This window comes from Paracoccus sp. P2 (genome assembly GCF_046335115.1).
In the GTDB taxonomy this organism is placed as follows: Bacteria; Pseudomonadota; Alphaproteobacteria; order Rhodobacterales; family Rhodobacteraceae; genus Paracoccus; species Paracoccus pantotrophus.
The window spans coordinates 67,582-91,134 of record NZ_JBGOSN010000020.1; the positions used below are offsets into that span (position 1 = coordinate 67,582).

Here is a 23,553-nt window from a genome sequence, read left to right on the forward strand (position 1 = left end):
CCTGCCTGCGCGCCACGCATCGGATTTGAGGGCTGACCATGGACGGCGACATCCGCAAGAACAGCTATGACGACGGCTCGATGGACGCCCTGACCGGCGAGCAGAGCATCCGCAACTTCAACATCAACTTCGGTCCCCAGCACCCGGCCGCCCACGGCGTGCTGCGCATGGTGCTGGAGCTGGACGGCGAGATCGTCGAACGCGCCGACCCGCATATCGGCCTGCTGCACCGCGGCACCGAGAAGCTGATGGAGAGCCGCACCTATCTGCAGAACCTGCCCTATCTGGACCGGCTGGACTATGTGGCGCCGATGAACCAGGAACATGCCTGGTGCCTGGCGATCGAACGGCTGACCGGCACCACGATCCCGCGCCGCGCCAGCCTGATCCGGGTGCTTTACTCGGAAATCGGCCGCATCCTGAACCACCTGATGGGCATCACCACCGGCGCCATGGACGTCGGCGCGCTGACCCCGCCGCTCTGGGGTTTCGAGGCGCGCGAGGAGCTGATGATCTTTTACGAGCGCGCCTGCGGGGCGCGGCTGCATGCCGCCTATTTCCGCCCCGGCGGGGTGCATCAGGATTTGCCGCCCGACCTGCTGGACGACATCGAGGAATGGTGCGAGCGTTTCCCGAAGCTGGTCGACGACCTCGACACGCTGCTGACGGAAAACCGCATCTTCAAGCAGCGCCTGGTGGATATCGGCATCGTGACCGAGGACGATGCGCTGGACTGGGGCTATACCGGGGTCATGGTGCGCGGCTCGGGCCTGGCCTGGGATCTGCGCCGCGCGCAGCCCTATGAATGCTATGACGAATTCGACTTCCAGATCCCGGTCGGCAAGAACGGCGACTGCTACGACCGCTATCTGTGCCGCATGGCCGAGATGCGCGAATCCTGCAAGATCATGCAGCAGGCGGTCCGCAAGCTGCGCGCCGAGCCCGCGGGCGACGTGCTGGCCCGCGGCAAGCTGACGCCCCCCAAGCGCGCCGAGATGAAGCGCGACATGGAAAGCCTGATCCATCACTTCAAGCTTTACACCGAGGGCTTCCGGGTTCCGGCCGGCGAGGTCTATGCCGCCGTCGAGGCGCCCAAGGGCGAGTTCGGCGTCTACCTGGTCGCCGACGGCACCAACAAGCCCTGGCGCGCCAAGCTGCGCGCGCCCGGTTTTGCGCATCTCCAGTCGATCGACTGGATGTCGCGCGGTCACATGCTGGCCGACGTTCCGGCGATCATCGCCACGCTCGACATCGTTTTCGGAGAGGTTGACCGCTGATGCTGCGCCGTCTGTCCCCCATCCAGCCGGACTCCTTCGAGTTCACGCCCGCCAACCTGGAATGGGCCCGCGCCCAGATGACCAAATACCCGGAAGGCCGCCAGCAATCGGCGATCATCCCGGTCCTGTGGCGCGCCCAGGAACAGGAAGGCTGGCTGAGCCGCCCGGCCATCGAATATTGCGCCGACCTGCTCGGGATGCCCTATATCCGGGCGCTGGAGGTCGCGACCTTCTATTTCATGTTCCAGCTCCAGCCGGTGGGTTCGGTCGCGCATATCCAGATCTGCGGCACCACCACCTGCATGATCTGCGGCGCCGAGGATCTGATCCGGGTCTGCAAGGAAAAGATCGCGCCCGAGCCGCATGCGCTGTCGGCGGACGGCCGGTTTTCCTGGGAAGAGGTCGAATGCCTGGGCGCCTGCACCAACGCGCCCATGGCCCAGATCGGCAAGGATTTCTACGAGGATCTGACGGCCGAGAAACTGTCGGCGCTGATCGACCGCTTCGCGGCGGGCGAGGTGCCGGTGCCGGGCCCGCAGAACGGCCGCTTCTCGGCCGAGCCGCTGGGCGGTCCGGTGGCGCTGGCTGCGCTGAAGGGCGGCGAGACCTATAACGCCAGCGTGGCGCGGGCGGTGCAGCTGGGCGACACGATCAAGCGCATCGACGGGACCGAGGTGCCGATCACGACGCCTTGGCTTGCGGCGCAGAACGGCGCCTGATCGAAGGGGAGCGGGCAGGACGCGATGGAACGGGCAGAATGCACCAGGAACTGCTGGATCTCGGCGGCGATCGCCGGGGTGGTGGTGCTGCTGTTCACCGCCGGCATCGGCGAGCTGCACTGGCTGGCCGGGCTGTTCCTGGGCGTCGTGACTTTCGTGCTGTTCGGGGCGCTGATGGTCTGGCTGGTCTGCCACGAGCGACCCGAGCTGTTCGGGGACGGGGCAGGGCTGACCGGCACCGACTGGCAGCGCGCCGCGGTGGACCGCCAGCCCGAGACGCTGCTGGTCAGCGGCTCGCTAGGGCCCGAACCCTTCACCTCGGGCACGCAGATGCCCATCGTCGCCGGGGCGATGCCGTCGCCGGGGCCGCGGCCCGCTGCCGCCGTCAGACCCATGCCGGGTGCCGACGACCTGAAGCGGATCAAGGGTATCGGCCCGAAGATCTCGGACTGGCTGAACGCGCAGGGCGTGACGCGCTATGACCAGATCGCCGCCTGGGACGCCGCCACCGTCGCCGATTTCGCGCAGCGGCTGGGCCGGATGGGCGGGCGGATCGAGGCCGATGACTGGGTCGGCCAGGCGAAATTGCTGGCGGCGGGGGGCGAGACCGGCCATTCCCGCCGCGTCGACAGGGGCGAGGTCGGCTGATGGCCCGCCCGGCAGGACATGCGGCGTCGCAGGCGGACAGGGCCGCCGCGGCGGATGCCCGGCAGATGCGGCTGGTGGCGGTGGTGATCGCCGCGACCATGGCGCTGTGGCTGGGGGTGCAATGGCTGGGGGGCCAGCAGGGCTGGCCCGCGAAATACGCCTTTCTCGCCGATCTTGCGGCGATTGGGGCCTTGATCTGGTCGCTTTTGGTGACCTTTCGGATCTGGCGGCGGCGCAAGGCGTCCTCGCAGGGACAAGGATAAGACGATGCTGAACGATCAGGACCGGATCTTTACGAACCTTTACGGCATGGGCGACCGCAGCCTGGCCGGCGCGAAAAAGCGCGGCCATTGGGACGGCACCGCCGCGATCATCCAGCGCGGCCGCGACAAGATCGTCGAGGAGATGAAGGCCTCGGGCCTGCGCGGCCGCGGCGGCGCAGGCTTCCCGACCGGCATGAAATGGTCCTTCATGCCCAAGGAATCCGACGGCCGCCCCTCCTACCTGGTCATCAACGCCGACGAATCCGAGCCCGCGACCTGCAAGGACCGCGAGATCATGCGCCACGATCCGCATACGCTGATCGAGGGCGCGCTGATCGCCAGCTTCGCCATGGGCGCGCATGCCGCCTATATCTATATCCGCGGCGAGTTCATCCGCGAGCGCGAGGCGCTGCAGGCCGCCATCGACGAATGCTACGACGCGGGCCTGCTGGGCCGCAACGCCGCCGGGTCGGGCTGGGATTTCGATCTTTACCTGCACCACGGCGCCGGCGCCTATATCTGCGGCGAGGAAACCGCGCTGCTGGAATCGCTTGAGGGCAAGAAGGGCATGCCGCGCATGAAGCCGCCCTTCCCGGCCGGCGCGGGTCTCTATGGCTGCCCGACCACGGTGAACAACGTCGAATCCATCGCCGTCGTGCCGACCATCCTGCGCCGCGGCCCGGAATGGTTCGCAAGCTTCGGCCGCCCGAACAACGCGGGCGTGAAGCTTTTCGGCCTGACCGGCCATGTCAACACCCCCTGCGTGGTCGAGGAGGCCATGTCGATCCCCATGCGCGAGCTGATCGAAAAGCATGGCGGCGGCATCCGCGGCGGCTGGAAGAACCTCAAGGCGGTGATCCCCGGCGGCGCCTCCTGCCCGGTGCTGACCGCCGAGCAATGCGAAAACGCGATCATGGATTACGACGGCATGCGCGAGCTGAAATCCAGCTTCGGCACCGCCTGCATGATCGTCATGGACCAGTCCACCGACGTGGTGAAGGCGATCTGGCGGCTGTCGAAATTCTTCAAGCATGAAAGCTGCGGCCAATGCACCCCCTGCCGCGAAGGCACCGGCTGGATGATGCGGGTGATGGAGCGCCTGGTGCGCGGCGACGCCGAGATCGAAGAGATCGACATGCTTTTCGACGTCTCCAAGCAGGTCGAGGGCCACACCATCTGCGCGCTCGGCGATGCGGCGGCCTGGCCGATCCAGGGCCTGATCCGCAATTTCCGCGAAGAGATCGAGGACCGGATCAAGGCCAAGCGCACGGGCCGCATGGGCGCGATGGCGGCGGAGTAGGCGATGACGGCGACCGGCCCCCTTTTCCCGGCAAGGCGCCTCCCCCAGGGGGAGCGCCGGCGCCTGCGCGCGCGCCGGCCGGGCCGGATCACGGCGCCCTCACGGCTTGGTGCCGAACCTTCGGGGCGGCCGCATGTTATGGCAGGAGGCCATGACAAGGAGGCTATTGCCATGAAGCTGATCCCCGCCGCGCTGATCGCCGCGACGCTGGCTGCACCCGCCGCCGCGCTGGAGCCGCTGGCCCAAGAGAAATACATCAACGACCGGCTGATCGCCGCGCGCATCGCCGACCGCATCCGTCGCACCTGTCCCAGCATCGACGGCCGCATCCTCTATGCCTATGGCGAGGCGCGCAAGCTCAAGCGCTATGCCGAGGACAAGGGCTATTCGCGAACCGAGATCGACGCCTTCCTGGACAGCAAGGCGGACAAGGCGCGCATCTATGCCGTGGCCGAGGATTATCTGGCCCGCCAGGGCGCCAGGGCCGAAGACCCCGAGAGCTTTTGTCGCATCGGCCGGCAGGAGATCGCGCGAAATACCGTCATAGGCAGCCTGTTGGTGGCGAGATGAAGACTTGGATGAACCGGATCGGCATCGCCCTGATGGCGGCGGCAGCGGCGGCGATGATCGCCGCGGACGGCTTTGCCGCCGAGCCGGCGCTGCGGCCGGGACAGGATGGCGCCCGCGCGACCGTTCCCGTGCAGGAGGCGCAGCCATGACGCCGGGACGGATGGGATCGACAGGGCCACAGCAAACCGGGCCAGCCTTCGGCCAGCATTTACATCGCGCAAAACCTGCCGGAGATCGTTCCGGCGCGGTTTCCGGGCGCGAGGGATAAGGGAAGACAAGATGGCGGATCTTCGCAAGATCAAGATCGACGACGTGGTTATCGAGGTCGATCCCAACATGACCCTGATCCAGGCCTGCGAACTGGCCGGGATCGAGGTGCCGCGTTTCTGCTATCACGAGCGGTTGTCGATCGCCGGCAACTGCCGCATGTGCCTGGTCGAGGTGGTGGGCGGCCCGCCCAAGCCCGCCGCCTCCTGCGCCATGCAGGTCAAGGACTTGCGCCCCGGCCCGGATGGCGCGCCCTCGGAGATCCGCACCAACAGCCCCATGGTCAAGAAGGCCCGCGAGGGGGTGATGGAGTTCCTGCTGATCAACCATCCCCTGGACTGCCCGATCTGCGACCAGGGTGGCGAATGCGACCTGCAGGACCAGGCCATGGCTTACGGCGTCGATTTCAGCCGCTATCGCGAGCCGAAGCGCGCCTCCGAGGATCTGAACCTCGGCCCGCTGGTCGAGACGCATATGACCCGCTGCATCTCCTGCACCCGCTGCGTGCGCTTCACCACCGAGGTGGCCGGCATCACCCAGATGGGCCAGACCGGCCGTGGCGAGGACAGCGAGATCACCAGCTATCTGAACCAGACGCTGGAATCGAACATGCAGGGCAATATCATCGACCTGTGCCCGGTCGGCGCGCTGGTCTCCAAGCCCTATGCCTTCACCGCCCGGCCGTGGGAGCTGACCAAGACCGAATCCATCGACGTGATGGATGCGCTGGGGTCCAGCATCCGCGTCGACACCAAGGGTCGCGAGGTCATGCGCATCCTGCCGCGCAACCATGACGGCGTGAACGAGGAATGGATCAGCGACAAGACCCGCTTCGTCTGGGACGGGCTGCGCCGCCAGCGCCTCGACCGGCCCTATATCCGCGAAAACGGCAAGCTGCGCCCGGCCAGCTGGCCCGAGGCGCTGGAAGCCGCCGCCCAGGCGATGAAGGGCAGGAAAGTCGCGGGGCTGGTCGGCGACCTGGTCCCGGCCGAGGCCGCCTTCAGCCTCAAGCAACTGATCGAGGGGCTGGGGGGCCGCGTCGAATGCCGTACCGACGGCGCCCGGCTGCCCATCGGCAACCGCTCGGCCTATGTCGGCACGGCGCGGATCGAGGATATCGACACCGCGAAGCGCATCCTGCTGATCGGCACCAACCCGCGCGACGAGGCGCCGGTGCTGAACGCCCGCATCCGCAAGGCCTGGGCGCATGGCGCGCAGGTGGCGCTGATCGGCGAGCCGGTGGACCTGACCTATGACTACCAGCATTTCGGCAATGACCGCGCCGCGCTGGCCCGGCTGGCGGACGAGGATCTGTCGAACAAGGACGGCACCCCCGGCATCGTCATCGTCGGCCAGGGCGCCCTGCGCGAGGCGGATGGCGAGGCGGTGCTGGCCCATGCCATGCGCATCTGCGAGCGCGGCGACAGCAAGCTTCTGGTGCTGCACAGCGCCGCCGGTCGCGTCGGCGCCATGGACGTGGGCGCCGTGACCGAGGGCGGGCTCTTGGCCGCCATCGAGGGGGCCGAGGTGATCTACAATCTCGGCGCGGACGAGGTGGACATCGCCGCCGGGCCGCTGGTGATCTATCAGGGCAGCCATGGCGACCGCGGCGCGCATCGCGCCGACATCATCCTGCCCGGCGCCTGCTATACCGAGGAAAGCGGGCTGTTCGTGAACACCGAGGGCCGTCCGCAGCTGGCCATGCGCGCCAATTTCGCGCCGGGCGAGGGCAAGGAAAACTGGGCGATCCTGCGCGCGCTTTCGGCCGAGCTGGGCAAGACCCAGCCCTGGGACAGCCTGGCCGGGCTGCGCCGCAAACTGGTCGAGGCGGTGCCGCATCTGGCGCAGATCGACCAGGTGCCGCAGAACGACTGGCAGCCGCTCGACCGCTTCGACCTGGGGCAGGCGAGCTTCCGCTATGCGGTCAAGGATTTCTACCTGACCAACCCCATCGCGCGCTCCTCGCCGCTGATGGGCGAGCTTTCGGCGATGGCCGCGGCCCGCAAGGCCCCGGCGCTGGCGGCGGAGTGAGCGTCATGCGGGTCCGCCTTGCCCTGCTGACCGGGATCGGCGCCCTGGCGCTGCTGGCCGGCTGCGGTGCGACCAGGGATGCGCGTCCCCAGCCCAAGCCGGCCCAGCTGGGCGTGGCAGTGCTGCAAAGCGACGCGGGCGCGCCGGACAAGAAGGTGCTGACCAAGGGCCGGATCTCGACCAAGTCGGGCGAGATCCTGATTCTCGAACCCGACGGCTCGGTCAGCGGAATGGCGCTGGACAGCCCCGAGGGCCGCGACGCCTTTGCCGTGACCGAGGCCGACCTGATGGCGCTGAACGCGAATCTGGACCTGGACCTGTCGGGCCTGCCGGACATGGGCCCGCTGCGCAAGCGCGAGCCCACGGCGCAGGAAAAGGCGCTGGCGGCATTCGCGGCGCGCACCCGGCCGCTGCGGCTGAACCTGCCGGCCAGTTTCCAGGCCGATCCCCAGGATTTCCAGGGGGCGCAGATCGCCTCGCTGGCCGGTTCGCGCAAGGGGACGGACAGCCTGGTGGAAGTGACGGCAAACCTGCGTAGCGGGGTGGACGCCGACACCGCCTTCGCCTATGCCACATGCGCGCTGGCCAGCTGGGCCGATGCGAAAGGGGCGCCCTATGCCCGCCACATCCGCACGCTTCGCGACAAGCGGGGCGGCAAGATGGTCGTCGGCTCGGTCTTCACGCTTTCCGAAAGAAAACCGATGGGCCTGACGGTGATGACAACGAAACAGACCTTGCAGGAATGCAAGGCACGCGGCATTCCCGCGGCGTGATGAGAGGGACGAAAGATCATGGCTGAATTCTGGGCCTCGCCCTACGGTTTCGCACTCAGCCTGCTCTTGCAGGGTCTGGCGGTCATCGCCTTCGTCATGGGCTCGCTGATCTTCATGGTCTATGGCGACCGCAAGATCTGGGCGGCGGTGCAGATGCGCCGCGGCCCGAACGTGGTCGGTCCCTGGGGCCTGTTGCAGACCTTTGCCGACGCGCTGAAATACATCGTCAAGGAAATCGTCGTCCCGGCCGGCGCCGACAAGTTCGTCTATTTCCTGGCGCCCTTCCTGTCGATGATGCTGGCGCTTTTCGCCTTCGTGGTCATCCCCTTCGACGAGGGCTGGGTGATGGCGAACATCAACGTGGGCATCCTGTTCATCTTTGCCGCCTCCTCGCTGGAAGTCTACGGCGTCATCATGGGCGGCTGGGCCTCGAACTCGAAATATCCCTTCCTCGCCTCGCTGCGCTCGGCGGCGCAGATGATCTCCTACGAGGTGTCGCTGGGCTTGATCATCATCGGGGTCATCATCTCGACCGGATCGATGAACCTGACCGCCATCGTCGAGGCGCAGCGCGGCGATTATGGCCTGCTCAACTGGTACTGGCTGCCGCACCTGCCGATGGTGGTGCTGTTCTTCGTCTCGGCCCTGGCCGAGTGCAACCGCCCGCCCTTCGACCTGGTCGAGGCCGAATCCGAACTGGTGGCGGGCTTCATGACCGAATATTCGTCCACGCCCTATCTGCTGTTCATGGCGGGCGAATATATCGCCATGTATCTGATGTGCGCGCTTTTGTCGCTGCTGTTCTTCGGCGGCTGGCTGTCGCCGGTGCCGTTCATCGCCGACGGCTGGTGGTGGATGGTCATCAAGATGTGGTTCTGGTTCTACATGTTCGCCATGGTCAAGGCGATCGTGCCCCGCTATCGCTACGACCAGTTGATGCGGATCGGCTGGAAGGTGTTCCTGCCCCTGTCGCTGGGCTGGGTGGTGCTGGTGGCGATCCTGGCGCGCTATGAAGTGCTGGGTGCGTTCTGGGCCCGTTTCGCGGTCGGAGGTTAAGCCATGTATTCCAACAAGCTAGCCGAGGCATTTGCCAAAGCCAGTGAGACCGACAAGGTAGAGCTGGCGCATTTCCTCGCCAACAATCTGGACAGTGCGGAGCAGGCGCGGGACAGCGCCCGCATCCGCGACTATGTCGCCGCGTTCGACCGTTTCGCGGCGCCGCGGGAAGGGGAGCGTTTCTGATGGCCTTCGATTTCGCGCGGGCGACCAAGTATTTCTTGATGTGGGACTTCATCAAGGGCTTCGGCCTGGGCATGCGCTATTTCGTCTCGCCCAAACCGACGCTGAACTATCCCCATGAAAAGGGCCCGCTGTCGCCGCGCTTCCGCGGCGAGCATGCGCTGCGCCGCTATCCCAACGGCGAGGAACGCTGCATCGCCTGCAAGCTCTGCGAGGCGGTCTGCCCGGCCCAGGCCATCACCATCGACGCCGAACCGCGCGAGGACGGCTCGCGCCGGACCACGCGCTACGACATCGACATGACCAAGTGCATCTATTGCGGCTTCTGCCAGGAAGCCTGCCCGGTCGATGCCATCGTCGAGGGGCCGAATTTCGAATACGCGACCGAAACCCGCGAGGAGCTGTTCTACGACAAGCAGAAGCTGCTTGCGAACGGCGAACGCTGGGAGGCCGAGATCGCCCGCAACCTGCAACTGGATGCGCCCTACCGATGACCTCCGTCGCCGCATATTCGCGCGGCCGCGCCCTGGCCGAGCATCTCAATCCGGGGATGGAGGCGGCCCTGCGCGACCGCTATGGCCATTGGCTGCCCGATGCGGTGGCCGAAACGGCCGTGGGTCACGGGATGGGCGAGGTCTATGCCCGCGAGGGGCTGGACCTGAAGACCCGTCTGCTGGTCACGGTCGGCGCGTTGGCGGCGATGGGCGGGCAGACCCGGCCGCAGCTCAAGGTGAACGTGGCCTCGGCCCTGCGCGCAGGCGCAAGCGCGCGCGAGATCTGCGAGGCGATCTTCCAGATGCATCTCTATGGCGGGATGCCGGCGGCGATCAACGCGCTGAATGCCGCCATCGAGGTTTTCGAAGCGGAGGGAACAAGTCCATGACCGATGCCTTCCAGAAGCTGTTCCAGCAGATGCTGCAATCCGGTCAGGAGATGGCGCGCGCCTTCAACCCGGCGCTCGAGCATTTCGACATGCGCGCCATGGAAAAGCTGGTGCCGACGATTCCCGCCGACATGCTGGAAATGTGGTTCGGCAAGACCTTCAACCGCGAGGGGCTGGACGCCAAGACGCGTCTGCTTCTCACCATCGGCGCGATCACCGTCCAGGGCGCGCTGGCCGAGCCGCAGCTGCGCATGACCGTGCGTCAGGCGCTGGCGGCCGGCGCCACCAAACGCGAGATCGCCGAGACGATCTTTCAGATGAGCATGTTCGGCGGGCTGCCCGCGATGCAGAAGGCGCTGGAAATCGCCCAGAGCGTCTATGCCGAGGAGGACGAGGAATGATGACCTTCGCTTTCTACCTGTTCGCGATCAGCGCCTGCGTCGCGGGCTTCATGGTCGTGATCGGACGCAACCCGGTGCATTCGGTGCTGTGGCTGATCCTGGCCTTCCTCGCCTCGGCGGGCCTGTTCGTGCTGCAGGGCGCGGAGTTCGTCGCCATGCTGCTGGTCGTGGTCTATGTCGGCGCGGTGGCGGTGCTGTTTTTGTTCGTCGTCATGATGCTGGACGTGGATTTCGCCGAGCTGAAGGGCGAGCTGGCGCGCTACCTGCCGCTGGCGCTGGTGATCGGCGTCGTGTTGCTGGCGCAGCTGGGCATCGCCTTCTCGGGCTGGACGCCCTCGGACCAGGCCGAAGGCCTGCGGGCCGCGCCGGTGGATGCGGCGGTCGAGAACACCTTCGGCCTGGGCATGGTGCTGTATGACCGCTATGTGCTGATGTTCCAGCTGGCCGGGCTGGTGCTGTTGGTGGCGATGATCGGGGCGATCGTGCTGACCATGCGCCACCGCAAGGACGTCAAGCGCCAGAACGTGCTGGAGCAGATGTGGCGCGACCCGGCCAAGACCATGGAGCTGAAGGACGTGAAGCCGGGGCAGGGGCTTTGAACGCGGCAAGCTGGACCGCGACAGCCATCGGGATCGCCGCGGCGGTCCCAGTAGCAAACGGATATTTCAACGGGTGAACGACCCGGAGGGACCAGGACGATGATCGGATTGACTCATTATCTTGTTGTGGGGGCGATATTGTTCGTCACCGGCATTTTCGGGATCTTCGTGAACCGAAAGAACGTCATCGTCATCCTGATGTCGATCGAGCTGATGCTCCTGGCGGTGAACATCAACTTCGTCGCCTTCTCGACCCATCTGGGCGATCTGGCCGGGCAGGTCTTCACCATGTTCGTGCTGACCGTCGCCGCCGCCGAGGCCGCCATCGGCCTGGCGATCCTGGTGGTCTTCTTCCGCAACCGCGGCACCATCGCGGTGGAAGACGTCAACGTGATGAAGGGATAAGCGAGCATGGAAAAATTCGTCCTCTTCGCGCCGCTCATCGCGTCGCTGATCGCCGGGCTGGGCTGGCGTGCCATCGGCGAGAAGGCCGCGCAATACCTGACCACGGGCGTGCTGTTCCTCAGCTGCCTGATCAGCTGGTACCTGTTTTTGTCCTTCGACGGCGTGCCGCGGCACATTCCGGTGCTCGACTGGGTCGTGACCGGCGATTTCCATGCCGAATGGGCGATCCGGCTGGACCGGCTGACCGCGATCATGCTGATCGTCGTGACCACCGTCTCGGCGCTCGTGCACATGTATTCGCTGGGCTACATGGCCCATGACGACAACTGGACGCATGACGAGCATTACAAGGCGCGCTTCTTCGCCTATCTCTCGTTCTTCACCTTCGCCATGCTGATGCTGGTGACGGCGGACAACCTGTTGCAGATGTTCTTCGGCTGGGAGGGCGTGGGCGTCGCCTCCTATCTGCTGATCGGCTTCTACTACAAGAAGGCCAGCGCCAATGCCGCGGCGATCAAGGCGTTCATCGTCAACCGCGTCGGCGATTTCGGCTTCCTGCTGGGCATCTTCGGCCTTTACTGGCTGACCGGCTCGGTCCAGTTCGACGAGATCTTCCGCCAGGTGCCCGAGCTTGCGCAGACCGAGATGCATTTCCTGTGGCGCGACTGGAACGCCGCGAACCTGCTGGGCTTCCTGCTTTTCGTCGGCGCCATGGGCAAATCGGCGCAGCTTCTGCTGCACACCTGGCTGCCGGACGCGATGGAGGGCCCGACCCCGGTCTCGGCGCTGATCCACGCCGCGACCATGGTGACCGCGGGCGTGTTCCTGGTCTGCCGCATGTCGCCGCTTTACGAATTCGCGCCGGATGCCAAGACCTTCATCGTCATCATCGGCGCCACCACCGCATTCTTCGCCGCGACCGTCGGTCTGGTGCAGAACGACATCAAGCGCGTCATCGCCTATTCGACCTGTTCGCAGCTGGGCTACATGTTCGTGGCGGCGGGCGTCGGCGTCTATTCGGCGGCCATGTTCCACCTGCTGACCCATGCCTTCTTCAAGGCCATGCTGTTTTTGGGCGCCGGCTCGGTGATCCATGCCATGCACCATGAACAGGACATGCGGAACTATGGCGGGCTGCGCAAGAAGATCCCGCTGACCTTCTGGGCGATGATGATCGGCACCTTCGCCATCACCGGCGTCGGCATCCCGCTGACCCATCTGGGCTTCGCCGGCTTCCTGTCCAAGGACGCGATCATCGAAAGCGCCTATGCGGGCAGCACCTATGCCTTCTGGCTGCTGGTTATCGCTGCCTGCTTCACCAGCTTCTATTCCTGGCGGCTGATCTTCCTGACCTTCTACGGCAAGCCGCGCGGCGACCATCACGCCCATGACCATGCGCATGAAAGCCCGCCGGTGATGACCATCCCGCTGGGCGTGCTGGCCGTGGGCGCGGTCTTTGCCGGCATGGTCTGGTATGGTCCCTTCTTCGGCGACCATCACAAGGTGACGGAATATTTCCACATCGCCGGCGCGCAGCATGAGGCCGCCGAGAGCGAGGAAGCGGAGCACGCGACCGCCGAGGCTGCGGTGGAGCATGTCGCCGCCGATACCGCCGAGGGCGAGCCGACTGACGAGGCCGCCCATGCCGAGGTCGCGGCCCCGGTCGGCGGTGCGATCTACATGCATCCCGACAACCACATCATGGACGAGGCGCATCATGCGCCGGCCTGGGTCAAGGTCTCGCCCTTCATCGCGATGGTGCTGGGGCTGATCACCGCCTTCTTCTTCTACATCGCCGATCCGTCGTTGCCCAAGCGGCTGGCGGCGCAGCAGCCGGCGCTGTATCAGTTCCTGCTCAACAAATGGTATTTCGACGAGATCTACGACTTCATCTTCGTCCGCCCGGCGAAATGGCTTGGCCGCGCGCTGTGGAAGGGCGGGGACGGTGCCGTCATCGACGGCACCATCAACGGGGTGGCCATGGGGTTGATCCCGCGGCTGACCCGCGCAGCGGTCCGGGTGCAATCGGGCTATCTGTTCCACTACGCCTTCGCGATGGTTCTGGGCATCGTGGGCTTGCTGATCTGGGTGATGATGCGGGGCGCGCACTGACATGACGAACCTTCTTTCCATCATCACCTTCCTGCCGATCGTCGCCGCGATCATCATGGCGCTGTTCCTGCGCGGCCAGGACGAGGCCGCGGCCCGCAACGCCAAGTGGCTGGCGCTGCTGACCACCACGGCGACCTTCGTGATCTCGCTTTTCGTGCTGTTCCGCTTCGACCCGGCGAACACGGGCTTCCAGTTCGTCGAGGATCACGCCTGGATCATGGGGCTGCGCTACAAGATGGGCGTGGACGGCATCTCGGTGCTGTTCGTGCTGCTGACCACCTTCATGATGCCGCTGACCATCCTTTCGACCTGGGCGGTCGAGGACAAGGTCAAGGAATACATGATCGCCTTCCTGGTGCTGGAAGGGCTGATGATCGGCGTCTTCACCGCGCTCGACCTGGTGCTGTTCTACCTGTTCTTCGAGGCGGGGCTGATCCCGATGTTCCTGATCATCGGCATCTGGGGCGGCAAGGACCGCATCTATGCGTCCTTCAAGTTCTTCCTCTACACCTTCCTCGGCTCGGTGCTGATGCTGGTGGCGATGATCGCCATGTATCGCATGGCGGGCACCACCGACATTCCGACGCTCCTGACCTTCGACTTCCCGTCGGACAACTTCCGCCTCTTGGGCATGACGGTGGTCGGCGGCATGCAGATGCTGCTGTTCCTGGCCTTCTTCGCCAGCTTCGCCGTGAAGATGCCGATGTGGCCGGTCCATACCTGGCTGCCCGACGCGCACGTCCAGGCGCCCACCGCCGGCTCGGTCCTGCTGGCGGCGGTGCTGCTGAAGATGGGCGGCTACGGCTTCCTGCGCTTCAGCCTGCCGATGTTCCCGGTCGCCAGCGGCGTGGCCCAGCCCTATGTCTTCTGGCTGTCGGCCATCGCCATCGTCTACACCTCGCTGGTGGCGCTGGCGCAGTCGGACATGAAGAAGGTCATCGCCTATTCCTCGGTCGCCCATATGGGCTACGTGACCATGGGCGTCTTTGCCGCGAACCAGATCGGCGTCGACGGCGCGATCTTCCAGATGCTGTCGCACGGCTTCATCTCGGGCGCGCTGTTCCTGTGCGTTGGCGTGATCTACGACCGCATGCACACGCGGGAAATCGACGCCTATGGCGGGCTGGTGAACCGGATGCCGGCCTATGCGGCGGTGTTCATGTTCTTCACCATGGCGAATGTGGGCCTGCCCGGCACCTCGGGCTTCGTGGGCGAGTTCCTGACGCTGATGGGGGTCTTCCGCGTCGATACCTGGGTGGCGCTGGTCGCGACCTCGGGGGTGATCCTGTCGGCGGCCTATGCGCTGTGGCTTTATCGCCGGGTGACGCTGGGCCAGCTGATCAAGGAAAGCCTGAAGTCGATCACCGACATGACCCCGCGCGAGCGCTGGGTATTCGTTCCGCTGATCGCGATGACGCTGATCCTGGGCGTCTATCCGCGGCTCGTCACCGACGTGACCGGCCCGGCGGTCGCAGCACTCGTGCAAGACTACAACCAGAGCCAGCCGGCGGCACCCGTCGCCACGGCCCAAGCCAGCCACTAGGGGACGGATATGACCTCGCTCGATTTCTCGACCATTCTGCCCGAGGTGGTGCTGGCCGGTTACGCCCTTGCCGCCCTGATGGCGGGGGCCTATCTCGGCAAGGACAGGCTGGCCCGGACGCTGCTTTGGGTCACGGTCGCGGCCTTCCTGGTCGTCGCGGCCATGGTGGGCCTGGGCAACCATGCCGACGGCACCGCCTTCCATGGCATGTTCATCGACGACGGCTTCTCGCGCTTTGCCAAGGTGGTGACGCTGGTCGCCGCCGCCGGCGTGCTGGCGATGAGCGCCGACTACATGCAGCGCCGCAACATGCTGCGCTTCGAGTTCCCGATCATCGTCGCGCTGGCGGTGCTGGGCATGATGTTCATGGTCTCGGCCGGCGACCTCTTGACCCTCTATATGGGGCTGGAACTGCAATCGCTGGCGCTTTACGTCGTCGCCGCCATGCGCCGCGACTCGGTGCGCTCGTCCGAGGCGGGGCTGAAATATTTCGTCCTCGGTTCGCTCAGCTCGGGCCTGCTGCTCTATGGCGCCTCGCTGGTCTACGGCTTTGCCGGCACCACCGGGTTCGAGGGCATCATCTCGACCATCCAGGGCGGCCACCTGTCGCTGGGCGTGCTGTTCGGGCTGGTGTTCATGCTGGTGGGCCTGTCGTTCAAGGTCTCGGCCGTGCCCTTCCACATGTGGACGCCGGACGTCTATGAGGGCTCGCCGACGCCGGTGACCGCCTTCTTCGCCACCGCGCCCAAGGTCGCGGCCATGGCGCTGATCGCGCGGCTGGTCTTCGACGCCTTCGGCCATGTCATCGGCGACTGGAGCCAGATCGTCGCGGCGTTGGCGGTGATGTCGATGTTCCTGGGCTCGATCGCCGGGATCGGCCAGACCAACATCAAGCGGCTGATGGCCTATTCCTCGATCGCGCATATGGGCTTTGCCCTGGTCGGCCTTGCCGCCGGCACCGCCATCGGCGTGCAGAACATGCTGCTTTACATGACCATCTATGCGGTGATGAACATCGGCACCTTCGCCTTCATCCTGTCGATGGAGCGTGACGGCGTGCCGGTCACCGACCTTGCCGCACTGAACCGCTTTGCCTGGACCGATCCGGTCAAGGCGCTGGCCATGCTGGTGCTGATGTTCAGCCTGGCGGGCGTGCCGCCGACCCTGGGCTTCTTTGCTAAGTTCGGCGTGCTGACGGCGGCGGTCGATGCCGGCATGGGCTGGCTGGCGGTTCTGGGCGTCATCGCCTCGGTCATCGGTGCCTTCTATTACCTGCGCATCGTCTATTACATGTATTTCGGCGGCGAATCCGAGGGCATGACCTCGCGCATGGGCGCGGTGCAATACCTGGCGCTGATGCTGCCGGCGCTGGCCATGCTGGTGGGGGCGATCAGCATGTTCGGCGTTGATGCCGCCGCCGGCCGCGCGGCCGAGACCCTGGTCGGTCCGGGCGCCGCTGTCGAGCAGCCCGCCGCGCAAGCCGAGCCCGCGCAAGGTGAGTGACGCCTGGCCCGCGGGCGTGGCCCGGCATGTGCTGGCCCGCACCGACAGCACCAATGCCGAGGCGCTGAAGCTGGCGCCCGGCCTTTCCGCTCCCGCCTGGGTGATGGCCCGCGAGCAATTCGCGGGCCGTGGCCGTCGCGGGCGCGAATGGGTCATGCCGGCTGGAAACTTTGCCGGCACGCTGGTCCTGCGGCCGCAGGGCGGGACGCTGGCGGCGGCGCAGCTGTCCTTCGTCGCGGCGCTGGCGCTTTACGATGCGCTTGGCCTGGCCTGCGGGCCGGCCGCGCGGCTGGCGATCAAATGGCCCAACGACGTGCTGCTGAACGGCGGCAAGGTGGCGGGCATCCTGCTGGAAAGCGCGGGCTCGGGTCCGGGGGTGCAGGCGGTGGCGGTGGGCATCGGCGTGAACCTGGCCGCCGCGCCGGATGCCAGCGTGGTCGAGCCGGGGGCGATCCCGCCGGTTTCCGTGCAAGGCGAGACCGGCCATGCCGTCGATCCCGAGGATTTCTTGGACCTGCTGGCCCCGGCCTTCGCGCGTTGGCAGGCGCAGCTCGACAGCTATGGCTTCGCGCCGATCCGCAACGCCTGGCTGGCCCGCGCCGCACGGCTGGGCGAGCCGATCATCGCCCGCACCGGCGCGACCGAAAACCACGGCATCTTCGAGGGCATCGACGACAGCGGCGCGCTGATCCTGCGCGGCCCGGCCGGGCGGCAGGTCATCCCCGCCGCCGAAGTCTTTTTCGGAGGCTGAGCGCCATGCTGCTTTGCATCGACACCGGCAACACCAACACGGTCTTTTCCGTCTGGGACGGCGAGAAATTCGTCGGCCTCTGGCGCATCTCGACCGACCACCGGCGCACGGCGGACGAATATTTCGTCTGGCTGTCGACGCTGATCTCGCTGCAGAAGCTGGAACTGAACATCGATGCCTGCATCATCAGTTCGACCGCGCCGCGGGTGGTGTTCAACCTGCGCGTGCTCTGCAACCGCTATTTCGACACGCGCCCGCTGGTGGTGGGCAAGCCGGACTGCCTGCTGCCGGTGGCGCCGCGCGTCGATTTCGGCACCGTGGTCGGGCCCGACCGGCTGGTGAACACCTGGGGGGCGTTCCAGCGGCACGGGCCGGACCTGATCGTGGTCGATTTCGGCACCGCGACCACCTTCGACGTGGTAGACACCGACGGCGCCTATGTCGGCGGGGTCATCGCGCCGGGGGTGAACCTGTCGCTGGAGGCGCTGCACATGGGCGCGGCCAGCCTGCCGCATGTCGACGTGACCATGCCGGCCAAGGTGATCGGCACCAATACGGTGGCCTGCATCCAGTCCGGCATCTTCTGGGGCTATATCGGCCTGGTGCAGGGCGTGGTGGACAAGATCCGCGAGGAACGCGGCAGGCCGATGAAGGTTATTGCTACGGGCGGTCTGGCGCCGCTGTTCGACCAGGGATTTGATTTGTTCGACGCGATCGAGGACGATCTGACCATGCACGGCCTGCGCCTGATCCATGATTACAACAAGGAGATGGGCAATGGCTGAGCGCCTGATCTATCTGCCGCTGGGCGGCGCGGGCGAAATCGGCATGAACGCCTATGTCTACGGCTACGGCCAGCCGGGACGCGAGCGGCTGATCGTCGTCGATCTGGGCGTGACCTTCGGCGACATGGATTCTGCGCCGGGTATCGACCTGATCATGGCCGATGTCGCCTGGCTGGAGGCGAACCGTGACCGCATCGACGCCATCTTCATCACCCATGGGCACGAGGATCACGTCGGCGCGCTCGGCCTGCTGTGGCCCAGGCTGCAAAAGCCGGTGCATTGCCGCCGCTTCACCGGCGCGCTGGCGCGGCTGAAGCTGGAAGAAGCCGGCCAGCCGGTCGATCAGCTGCATATCCACGCCCCGCGCCCCGACGTGGTGACGGCCGGCCCGTTCCGGGTGCAATTCGTCCCGGTCAGCCATTCGATCCCGGAAAGCTCGGCGCTGATCATCGACACGCCGGCGGGCCGGATCGTGCATACCGGCGATTTCAAGCTGGACGGTACCCCGGTGGTGGGCGAGGCTTTCGACCCGATCCTGTGGCACGACATCGCGAACGAGGGGCAGGGGATCAAGGTGCTGACCTGCGATTCCACCAATGTCTTCTCGCCCCATCCCGGCCGGTCCGAGGCGGTGCTGGCCACTCCGCTGCTGGATTTCGTCATGGCGCAGCGGCAGATGGTGGTGGCGACCACCTTCGCCAGCAACATCGCCCGGCTCAAGACCCTCGCCGAGGCCGGCATCGCCGCCGGCCGCAAGATCTGCCTTCTGGGCCGGGCCATGCGTCGCATGGTGACCGTCGGCATCGAGACCGGCATCCTGACGAATTTCCCCTCGTTCATCAGCCCCGAGGAGGCTTCCGAACTGCCCCGCGACAAGGTGATGCTGATCGTCACCGGCAGCCAGGGCGAGCGCCGTGCCGCCAGCGCCCAGCTGTCGCGCGGCCGCTACCTGGGCATCGAGCTGAAAGAGGGGGACAGCTTCCTCTTCAGCTCGCGCACCATCCCCGGCAACGAGCGCGGGGTGATCCGCATCATGAACGCGCTCTCGGAAATGGGCGTGGACCTGTATGACGCCGATGACGGGCTCTATCACGTCTCGGGCCATGCCAACCGCCCGGATATCGAGGCGGTGCATGACCTGCTGAAGCCGCAGATCGTCATCCCGATGCATGGCGAGCACATGCATCTGCGCGAACATGCCAAGCTGGCCGAGGCGCGCGGCATTCATTCGGTGGTGGCGACCAACGGCACCATGCTGGACCTGTCGGGCGAGGCGCCGCGGGTGGTGGATCAGATCGACACCGGGCGGATTTATCTCGACGGAACGGTGCTGATCGGCGCCATGGACGGGGTGGTGCGCGACCGCATCCGCATGGCGCTGAACGGCCATGCCATGGTCTCGGTCATCATCGACGAGGACGACACGCCGCTGCCCGATGCCTGGGTGGAACTCTCGGGCCTGCCCGAGAAGGGCCGTGCCGGCGTGCCCCTGGCCCGCAATATCGAGGCCGAGCTGGCCGGGTTCCTGGAACGCGCCGACGACCGCACGGTGATGGACGACGACCGGCTGGAGGAGGCGATCCGCAAGATCACCCGTCAGGTCTCGATGGAGGAGATCGGCAAGAAGCCCGAGGTGACGGTGGTGATCTCGCGCCTCGCCGCGGAATGACTTGACCCTGCCGCATGGGCCGGGCAAAGCCCTCCGCCAAGGAAAGACCATGAGCGAATTCGACCCGAACCCTCCGCGCCGCAATTTCTACGGCCGCCGTCACGGCAAGACCCTGCGCCAGAGCCAGAAGGGCTACCTGTCCGAGGATCTGGGCAGCCTGCGCCCGCGCGGCATTACCTTCGCCGAGAACCCCGAGAGGAAGCCCATCGACCCGGCGGCGATCTTTGGTGACGACCGGCCGGTCTGGCTTGAGGTCGGCTTCGGCGGCGGCGAGCACATGGTCCACATGGCGGCGCGCTATCCCGAGATCGGCATCATCGGCTGCGAGCCCTTCATCAACGGCGTCGCCATGCTGCTGGGCAAGATCCGCAATGCCGGCGTGCAGAATGTCAGCGTGCATCCCGGCGATGCGCGCGACCTGATGGACGTGCTGCCGGATGCCTCGATCAGCCGCGCCTTCCTGAACTATCCCGACCCCTGGCCCAAGGCGCGCCATCACCGCCGCCGCTTTGTGACGCCCGAGCATCTGATCCCGCTCGCCCGCGTCATGAAGCCGGGCGCCGAATTCCGCGTCGCCACCGACATCCCCGATTACGTCCGCCAGACGCTGGAGGAGGTGCCGCAGGCCGGGTTCCAGCTGATCGGCGAAGGCCCGGAGCCTTGGCACGACTGGCCCGGCACCCGCTACGAGCAGAAGGCGCTGCGCGAGGGCCGGGCCCCGCATTACGTCACCTTCCGGCGCCGATCCTGAAGCGGCGCTGATCGCCACCGATTGCAACCCCCGCCCGTGACCGCTATCACCTTGCGCGACAAGCACGAGGGGGCCTTCATGTCACATTCCGCCGAACCGCTTCCGATGACCGCCCGCCGCTCGGGTCCCCTGTCGGGCGAGGCCAAGGTGCCGGGCGACAAGTCGATCAGCCACCGCGCCCTGATCCTCGGCGCGCTGTCGGTGGGCGAGACGCATATCACCGGTCTGCTGGAGGGCCAGGACGTGCTGGACACGGCATCGGCGATGCAGGCCTTCGGCGCCCAGGTCGAGCGCCTGGGCGAGGGCGAATGGAAGGTCAACGGCGTCGGCGTCGGCGGCTTTGCCGAGCCCGAGGGCGTGATCGACTGCGGCAATTCCGGCACCGGCGTGCGGCTGATCATGGGCGCCATGGCCACGACGCCGATCACTGCCACCTTCACCGGCGATGCCAGCCTGTCGCGCCGGCCGATGGGCCGCGTTACCGACCCGCTGGAACTGTTCGGCTGCGAGGTCACGGCGCGCGAGGGCAAGCGTCTGCCCGTGACGATCAAGGGCGCGGCCGATCCGGTGCCGGTGCGCTACAAGACCCCGGTCGCCAGCGCCCAGATCAAGTCGGCGGTGCTGCTCGCGGGCCTGAACGCGCCGGGCGAGACGGTGGTGATCGAATCCGAGCCGACCCGCGACCATACCGAGCGCATGCTCGCCGGCTTCGGCGCCAGCATCCGCACCGAGACGACCGACGAGGGCCATGTCATCACCCTGCAGGGCCGGCCGGAACTGAGGCCGCAGCCGGTGGCGGTGCCGCGCGATCCCTCCAGTGCCGCCTTCCCGGTGGCGGCGGCGCTGATCGTGCCGGGATCCGAGATCCGCGTGCCGGGCGTCAGCCGCAACCCGACCCGCGACGGGCTTTATGTCACGCTGCTGGAAATGGGCGCCGACATCCGCTTCGAGAACCCGCGCGAAGAGGGCGGCGAGCCAGTCGCTGACCTGGTGGTCCGCCACGGCCCGCTGAAGGGCGTGACCGTGCCGGCCGAGCGTGCCGCCAGCATGATCGACGAATTCCCGATCCTCTCGGTCATTGCCTGCTTTGCCGAGGGCAAGACCGTGATGCAGGGCGTCCACGAGCTTCGCGTCAAGGAAAGCGACCGCATCGACGCCATGGCGGTCGGCCTGCGCGCCAATGGCGCCGAGGTCGAGGATACGCCCGACACCATGACCGTCCACGGCAAGGGCGGGCTGAAAGGCAGCGCCACCTGCGCCACGCATCTCGACCACCGCATCGCCATGTCCTTCCTGGTCGCGGGGCTCGCCTCCGAGCAGCCGATCAGCGTGGATGACGGCGGCCCCATCGCCACCTCCTTCCCGGATTTCCTGCCGCTGATGCAAAGGCTCGGCGCCCGGATCGACTGATCCGTCGCGGCCGGGGCTGTCTGCCCCATTGGCCATTGGTCCTCGGACCGATGGCGGACCAATGGCTAACCCCCGAGGATATTTCGACAAGAAAGAAAAAAGGAGAGCGGCGCCGGACGGGCGCCGCCTGTGGTCTTTCTCTGTTGCTCAAATACCCATTGCGGCCGTGGCCGCCGGGAGCGGCCTAGCCCGCCTTGGCGGCCTCGGGATAGCCGAGCCCGGCCAGCGCCTCGCGGATCTCGTCCAGGATCGCCGGGTCGTCGATGGTGGCGGGGGTCTTGAACGGTTCGCCGTCGGCGATCTTGGCCATGGTGGCGCGCAGGATCTTGCCCGAGCGGGTCTTGGGCAGGCGGTCCACCACGCAGGCCGACTTGAAGGCCGCGACCGGGCCGATCTTGTCGCGCACCAGCTTGACCACCTCGCGCGCCACCTGCTCATGCGGCGTCGCGACCCCGGCCTTCAGGCACAGGAATCCGACCGGCGACTGGCCCTTGAGGCTGTCCGCCACGCCGATCACCGCGCATTCCGCCACGGCAGGATGCGAAGCCAGCACCTCTTCCATGGCTCCGGTCGACAGCCGGTGGCCGGCAACGTTGATCACGTCGTCGGTGCGGGCCATGATGTAGAGATAGCCGTCCTCGTCGATATAGCCCGCGTCGCCGGTTTCGTAATAGCCGGGGAAATGCTCGAGATAGGACTTGCGGAAGCGGGTTTCGGCATTCCACAGCCCAGGCAGCGTGCCGGGCGGCAGCGGCAGCTTGACCGCGATGGCGCCCAGCGTGCCCGCCGGCACCGGGTGGCCGGCCTCGTCCAGCACCTGCACGTCATAGCCGGGCATCGGCACCGAGGGGCTGCCGAGCTTGGTCGGCAAGGTTTCGATGCCGATGGGATTGGCGGCGATGGCCCAGCCGGTCTCGGTCTGCCACCAGTGATCGACCACCGGCACGCCCAGATGTTCCTGCGCCCATTTCACCGTGTCGGGGTCGGCGCGCTCGCCGGCTAGGAACAGGGCTTGCAGGTCGTGCAGCTTGTAGCGCCGGATCCATTCGCCCTCGGGATCCTCGCGGCGGATGGCGCGCAGGGCGGTGGGCGCGGTGAAGAAGCTCTTGATGCGGTGGTTCTGGATGATGCGCCAGAAGACGCCCGGATGCGGGGTGCCCACGGGCTTGCCCTCGAAGACCACGGTGGTCGCGCCGGCGATCAGCGGCCCGTAGCAGATATAGCTGTGCCCGACGACCCAGCCCACGTCCGAGGCGGCCCAGAAGCGGTCGCCGGCGGCGATGTTGTAGATGTTGGTCATCGACCATTGCAGCGCCACCAGATGGCCGGCGGTGTGGCGCACCACGCCCTTGGGCTGGCCGGTGGTGCCCGAGGTATAGAGGATATAGGCCGGGTGGTTGCCCTCGACCGGCACGCATTCGGCGGGCTTCACGCCGTATTGGAAGCCGTGCCAGTTGAAGTCGCGGCCCTCGACCAGCTTGGCCACCTCCTGCTCGCGCTGGAAGATGACGCAGAATTCGGGCTTGTGCTGGGCCATGTCGATGGCGGCGTCGGCGTTGTTGCAGAACTCCGTTTTCTGAGGGATTCACACTGCGAATCCAGTGGGCTAAGGGGCGAGTATGAGCAAGCCTGAGCCCACCCGCTACCGCACGAT

Annotated in this window: 23 protein-coding genes and 2 pseudogenes; 24 read left to right on the forward strand and 1 reads right to left on the reverse strand. The window is 66.6% G+C overall.

Going from position 1 to position 23,553, the window contains the following annotated elements; all coding sequences use genetic code 11:
- The first annotated feature begins 38 nt into the window (after window positions 1-38).
- The 24 genes and pseudogenes from ACDP63_RS14080 to aroA all read left to right on the forward strand — a co-directional run bounded on the left by ACDP63_RS14080 (window position 39) and on the right by aroA (window position 21,899).
- The gene (locus ACDP63_RS14080) at window positions 39-1,277 is read left to right on the forward strand and encodes an NADH-quinone oxidoreductase subunit D (RefSeq protein WP_024843168.1); all 1,239 of its coding nucleotides are present in this window, start codon (window positions 39-41) and stop codon (window positions 1,275-1,277) included.
- A pseudogene (gene nuoE, locus ACDP63_RS14085) lies at window positions 1,277-1,975 on the forward strand (NADH-quinone oxidoreductase subunit NuoE); the annotation flags it as partial. The gene ACDP63_RS14080 and the pseudogene nuoE, both read left to right, overlap by 1 nt.
- A gap of 45 nt (window positions 1,976-2,020) precedes the next feature.
- On the forward strand, window positions 2,021-2,644 hold the full coding sequence (locus ACDP63_RS14090; RefSeq protein ID WP_114669314.1) for a hypothetical protein: 624 nt from the start codon (window positions 2,021-2,023) through the stop codon (window positions 2,642-2,644).
- Window positions 2,644-2,907: a DUF5337 domain-containing protein gene (locus ACDP63_RS14095; RefSeq protein ID WP_024843165.1), complete on the forward strand. Its 264-nt coding sequence runs from the start codon at window positions 2,644-2,646 to the stop codon at window positions 2,905-2,907. The genes ACDP63_RS14090 and ACDP63_RS14095 overlap by 1 nt, the downstream gene beginning before the upstream one ends.
- A gap of 4 nt (window positions 2,908-2,911) precedes the next feature.
- Window positions 2,912-4,207 carry an NADH-quinone oxidoreductase subunit NuoF gene (nuoF, locus tag ACDP63_RS14100; RefSeq protein ID WP_024843164.1) on the forward strand — a complete coding sequence of 432 codons (1,296 nt, stop codon included), beginning with the start codon at window positions 2,912-2,914 and terminating at the stop codon, window positions 4,205-4,207.
- A gap of 171 nt (window positions 4,208-4,378) precedes the next feature.
- Window positions 4,379-4,777, forward strand: coding sequence for a DUF5333 domain-containing protein (locus tag ACDP63_RS14105; RefSeq protein WP_024843163.1), 399 nt, complete (start codon window positions 4,379-4,381; stop codon window positions 4,775-4,777).
- Window positions 4,778-4,785: 8 nt separating this feature from the next.
- Entirely contained in the window at window positions 4,786-4,926 is a 141-nt protein-coding gene (locus ACDP63_RS14110) for a hypothetical protein (protein WP_155984335.1), read from the forward strand.
- Window positions 4,927-5,056: 130 nt separating this feature from the next.
- Window positions 5,057-7,075, forward strand: a complete 2,019-nt coding sequence (nuoG, locus tag ACDP63_RS14115) for an NADH-quinone oxidoreductase subunit NuoG (RefSeq protein ID WP_024843162.1) — start codon at window positions 5,057-5,059, stop codon at window positions 7,073-7,075.
- Between the two features lie 5 nt (window positions 7,076-7,080).
- Window positions 7,081-7,848, forward strand: a complete 768-nt coding sequence (locus ACDP63_RS14120; RefSeq protein WP_024843161.1) for a hypothetical protein — start codon at window positions 7,081-7,083, stop codon at window positions 7,846-7,848.
- 18 nt (window positions 7,849-7,866) lie between these two features.
- Entirely contained in the window at window positions 7,867-8,904 is a 1,038-nt protein-coding gene (gene nuoH / locus ACDP63_RS14125; RefSeq protein WP_024843160.1) for an NADH-quinone oxidoreductase subunit NuoH, read from the forward strand.
- 3 nt (window positions 8,905-8,907) lie between these two features.
- Entirely contained in the window at window positions 8,908-9,090 is a 183-nt protein-coding gene (locus ACDP63_RS14130; RefSeq protein WP_024843159.1) for a hypothetical protein, read from the forward strand.
- On the forward strand, window positions 9,090-9,581 hold the full coding sequence (gene nuoI, locus ACDP63_RS14135; RefSeq protein ID WP_011748524.1) for an NADH-quinone oxidoreductase subunit NuoI: 492 nt from the start codon (window positions 9,090-9,092) through the stop codon (window positions 9,579-9,581). Before ACDP63_RS14130 ends, nuoI begins: the two co-directional genes overlap by 1 nt.
- A complete protein-coding gene (locus ACDP63_RS14140) occupies window positions 9,578-9,970 on the forward strand; it encodes a carboxymuconolactone decarboxylase family protein (protein WP_024843158.1) in 393 nt (130 codons plus the stop codon). Before nuoI ends, ACDP63_RS14140 begins: the two co-directional genes overlap by 4 nt.
- Window positions 9,967-10,371 (forward strand): carboxymuconolactone decarboxylase family protein, encoded by a 405-nt coding sequence (locus ACDP63_RS14145; RefSeq protein WP_011748522.1) that lies wholly within the window; start codon window positions 9,967-9,969, stop codon window positions 10,369-10,371. The genes ACDP63_RS14140 and ACDP63_RS14145 overlap by 4 nt, the downstream gene beginning before the upstream one ends.
- Complete coding sequence (locus tag ACDP63_RS14150) at window positions 10,368-10,970, forward strand: NADH-quinone oxidoreductase subunit J (protein ID WP_024843157.1); 603 nt, start codon at window positions 10,368-10,370, stop codon at window positions 10,968-10,970. Before ACDP63_RS14145 ends, ACDP63_RS14150 begins: the two co-directional genes overlap by 4 nt.
- A gap of 99 nt (window positions 10,971-11,069) precedes the next feature.
- Window positions 11,070-11,375: an NADH-quinone oxidoreductase subunit NuoK gene (nuoK, locus tag ACDP63_RS14155; protein WP_010392916.1), complete on the forward strand. Its 306-nt coding sequence runs from the start codon at window positions 11,070-11,072 to the stop codon at window positions 11,373-11,375.
- Window positions 11,376-11,381: 6 nt separating this feature from the next.
- Window positions 11,382-13,487 (forward strand): NADH-quinone oxidoreductase subunit L, encoded by a 2,106-nt coding sequence (nuoL, locus tag ACDP63_RS14160; RefSeq protein ID WP_024843156.1) that lies wholly within the window; start codon window positions 11,382-11,384, stop codon window positions 13,485-13,487.
- 1 nt (window position 13,488) lies between these two features.
- Entirely contained in the window at window positions 13,489-15,030 is a 1,542-nt protein-coding gene (locus tag ACDP63_RS14165) for an NADH-quinone oxidoreductase subunit M (RefSeq protein ID WP_024843155.1), read from the forward strand.
- Between the two features lie 9 nt (window positions 15,031-15,039).
- Entirely contained in the window at window positions 15,040-16,533 is a 1,494-nt protein-coding gene (gene nuoN / locus ACDP63_RS14170; protein ID WP_024843154.1) for an NADH-quinone oxidoreductase subunit NuoN, read from the forward strand.
- Entirely contained in the window at window positions 16,526-17,284 is a 759-nt protein-coding gene (locus ACDP63_RS14175; protein ID WP_024843153.1) for a biotin--[acetyl-CoA-carboxylase] ligase, read from the forward strand. The genes nuoN and ACDP63_RS14175 overlap by 8 nt, the downstream gene beginning before the upstream one ends.
- A gap of 5 nt (window positions 17,285-17,289) precedes the next feature.
- A complete protein-coding gene (locus ACDP63_RS14180) occupies window positions 17,290-18,069 on the forward strand; it encodes a type III pantothenate kinase (protein WP_024843152.1) in 780 nt (259 codons plus the stop codon).
- A complete protein-coding gene (locus ACDP63_RS14185) occupies window positions 18,062-19,738 on the forward strand; it encodes a ribonuclease J (protein WP_024843151.1) in 1,677 nt (558 codons plus the stop codon). The genes ACDP63_RS14180 and ACDP63_RS14185 overlap by 8 nt, the downstream gene beginning before the upstream one ends.
- Before the next feature lie 49 nt (window positions 19,739-19,787).
- Window positions 19,788-20,489 carry a tRNA (guanosine(46)-N7)-methyltransferase TrmB gene (trmB, locus tag ACDP63_RS14190; protein ID WP_024843150.1) on the forward strand — a complete coding sequence of 234 codons (702 nt, stop codon included), beginning with the start codon at window positions 19,788-19,790 and terminating at the stop codon, window positions 20,487-20,489.
- Between the two features lie 78 nt (window positions 20,490-20,567).
- On the forward strand, window positions 20,568-21,899 hold the full coding sequence (aroA, locus tag ACDP63_RS14195) for a 3-phosphoshikimate 1-carboxyvinyltransferase (RefSeq protein WP_024843149.1): 1,332 nt from the start codon (window positions 20,568-20,570) through the stop codon (window positions 21,897-21,899).
- 184 nt (window positions 21,900-22,083) lie between these two features.
- On the opposite strand, the pseudogene ACDP63_RS14200 reads toward aroA, so the two are convergent.
- Window positions 22,084-23,451 (reverse strand): annotated as a pseudogene (locus ACDP63_RS14200) (AMP-binding protein); the annotation flags it as partial.
- Window positions 23,452-23,553: the final 102 nt, after the last annotated feature.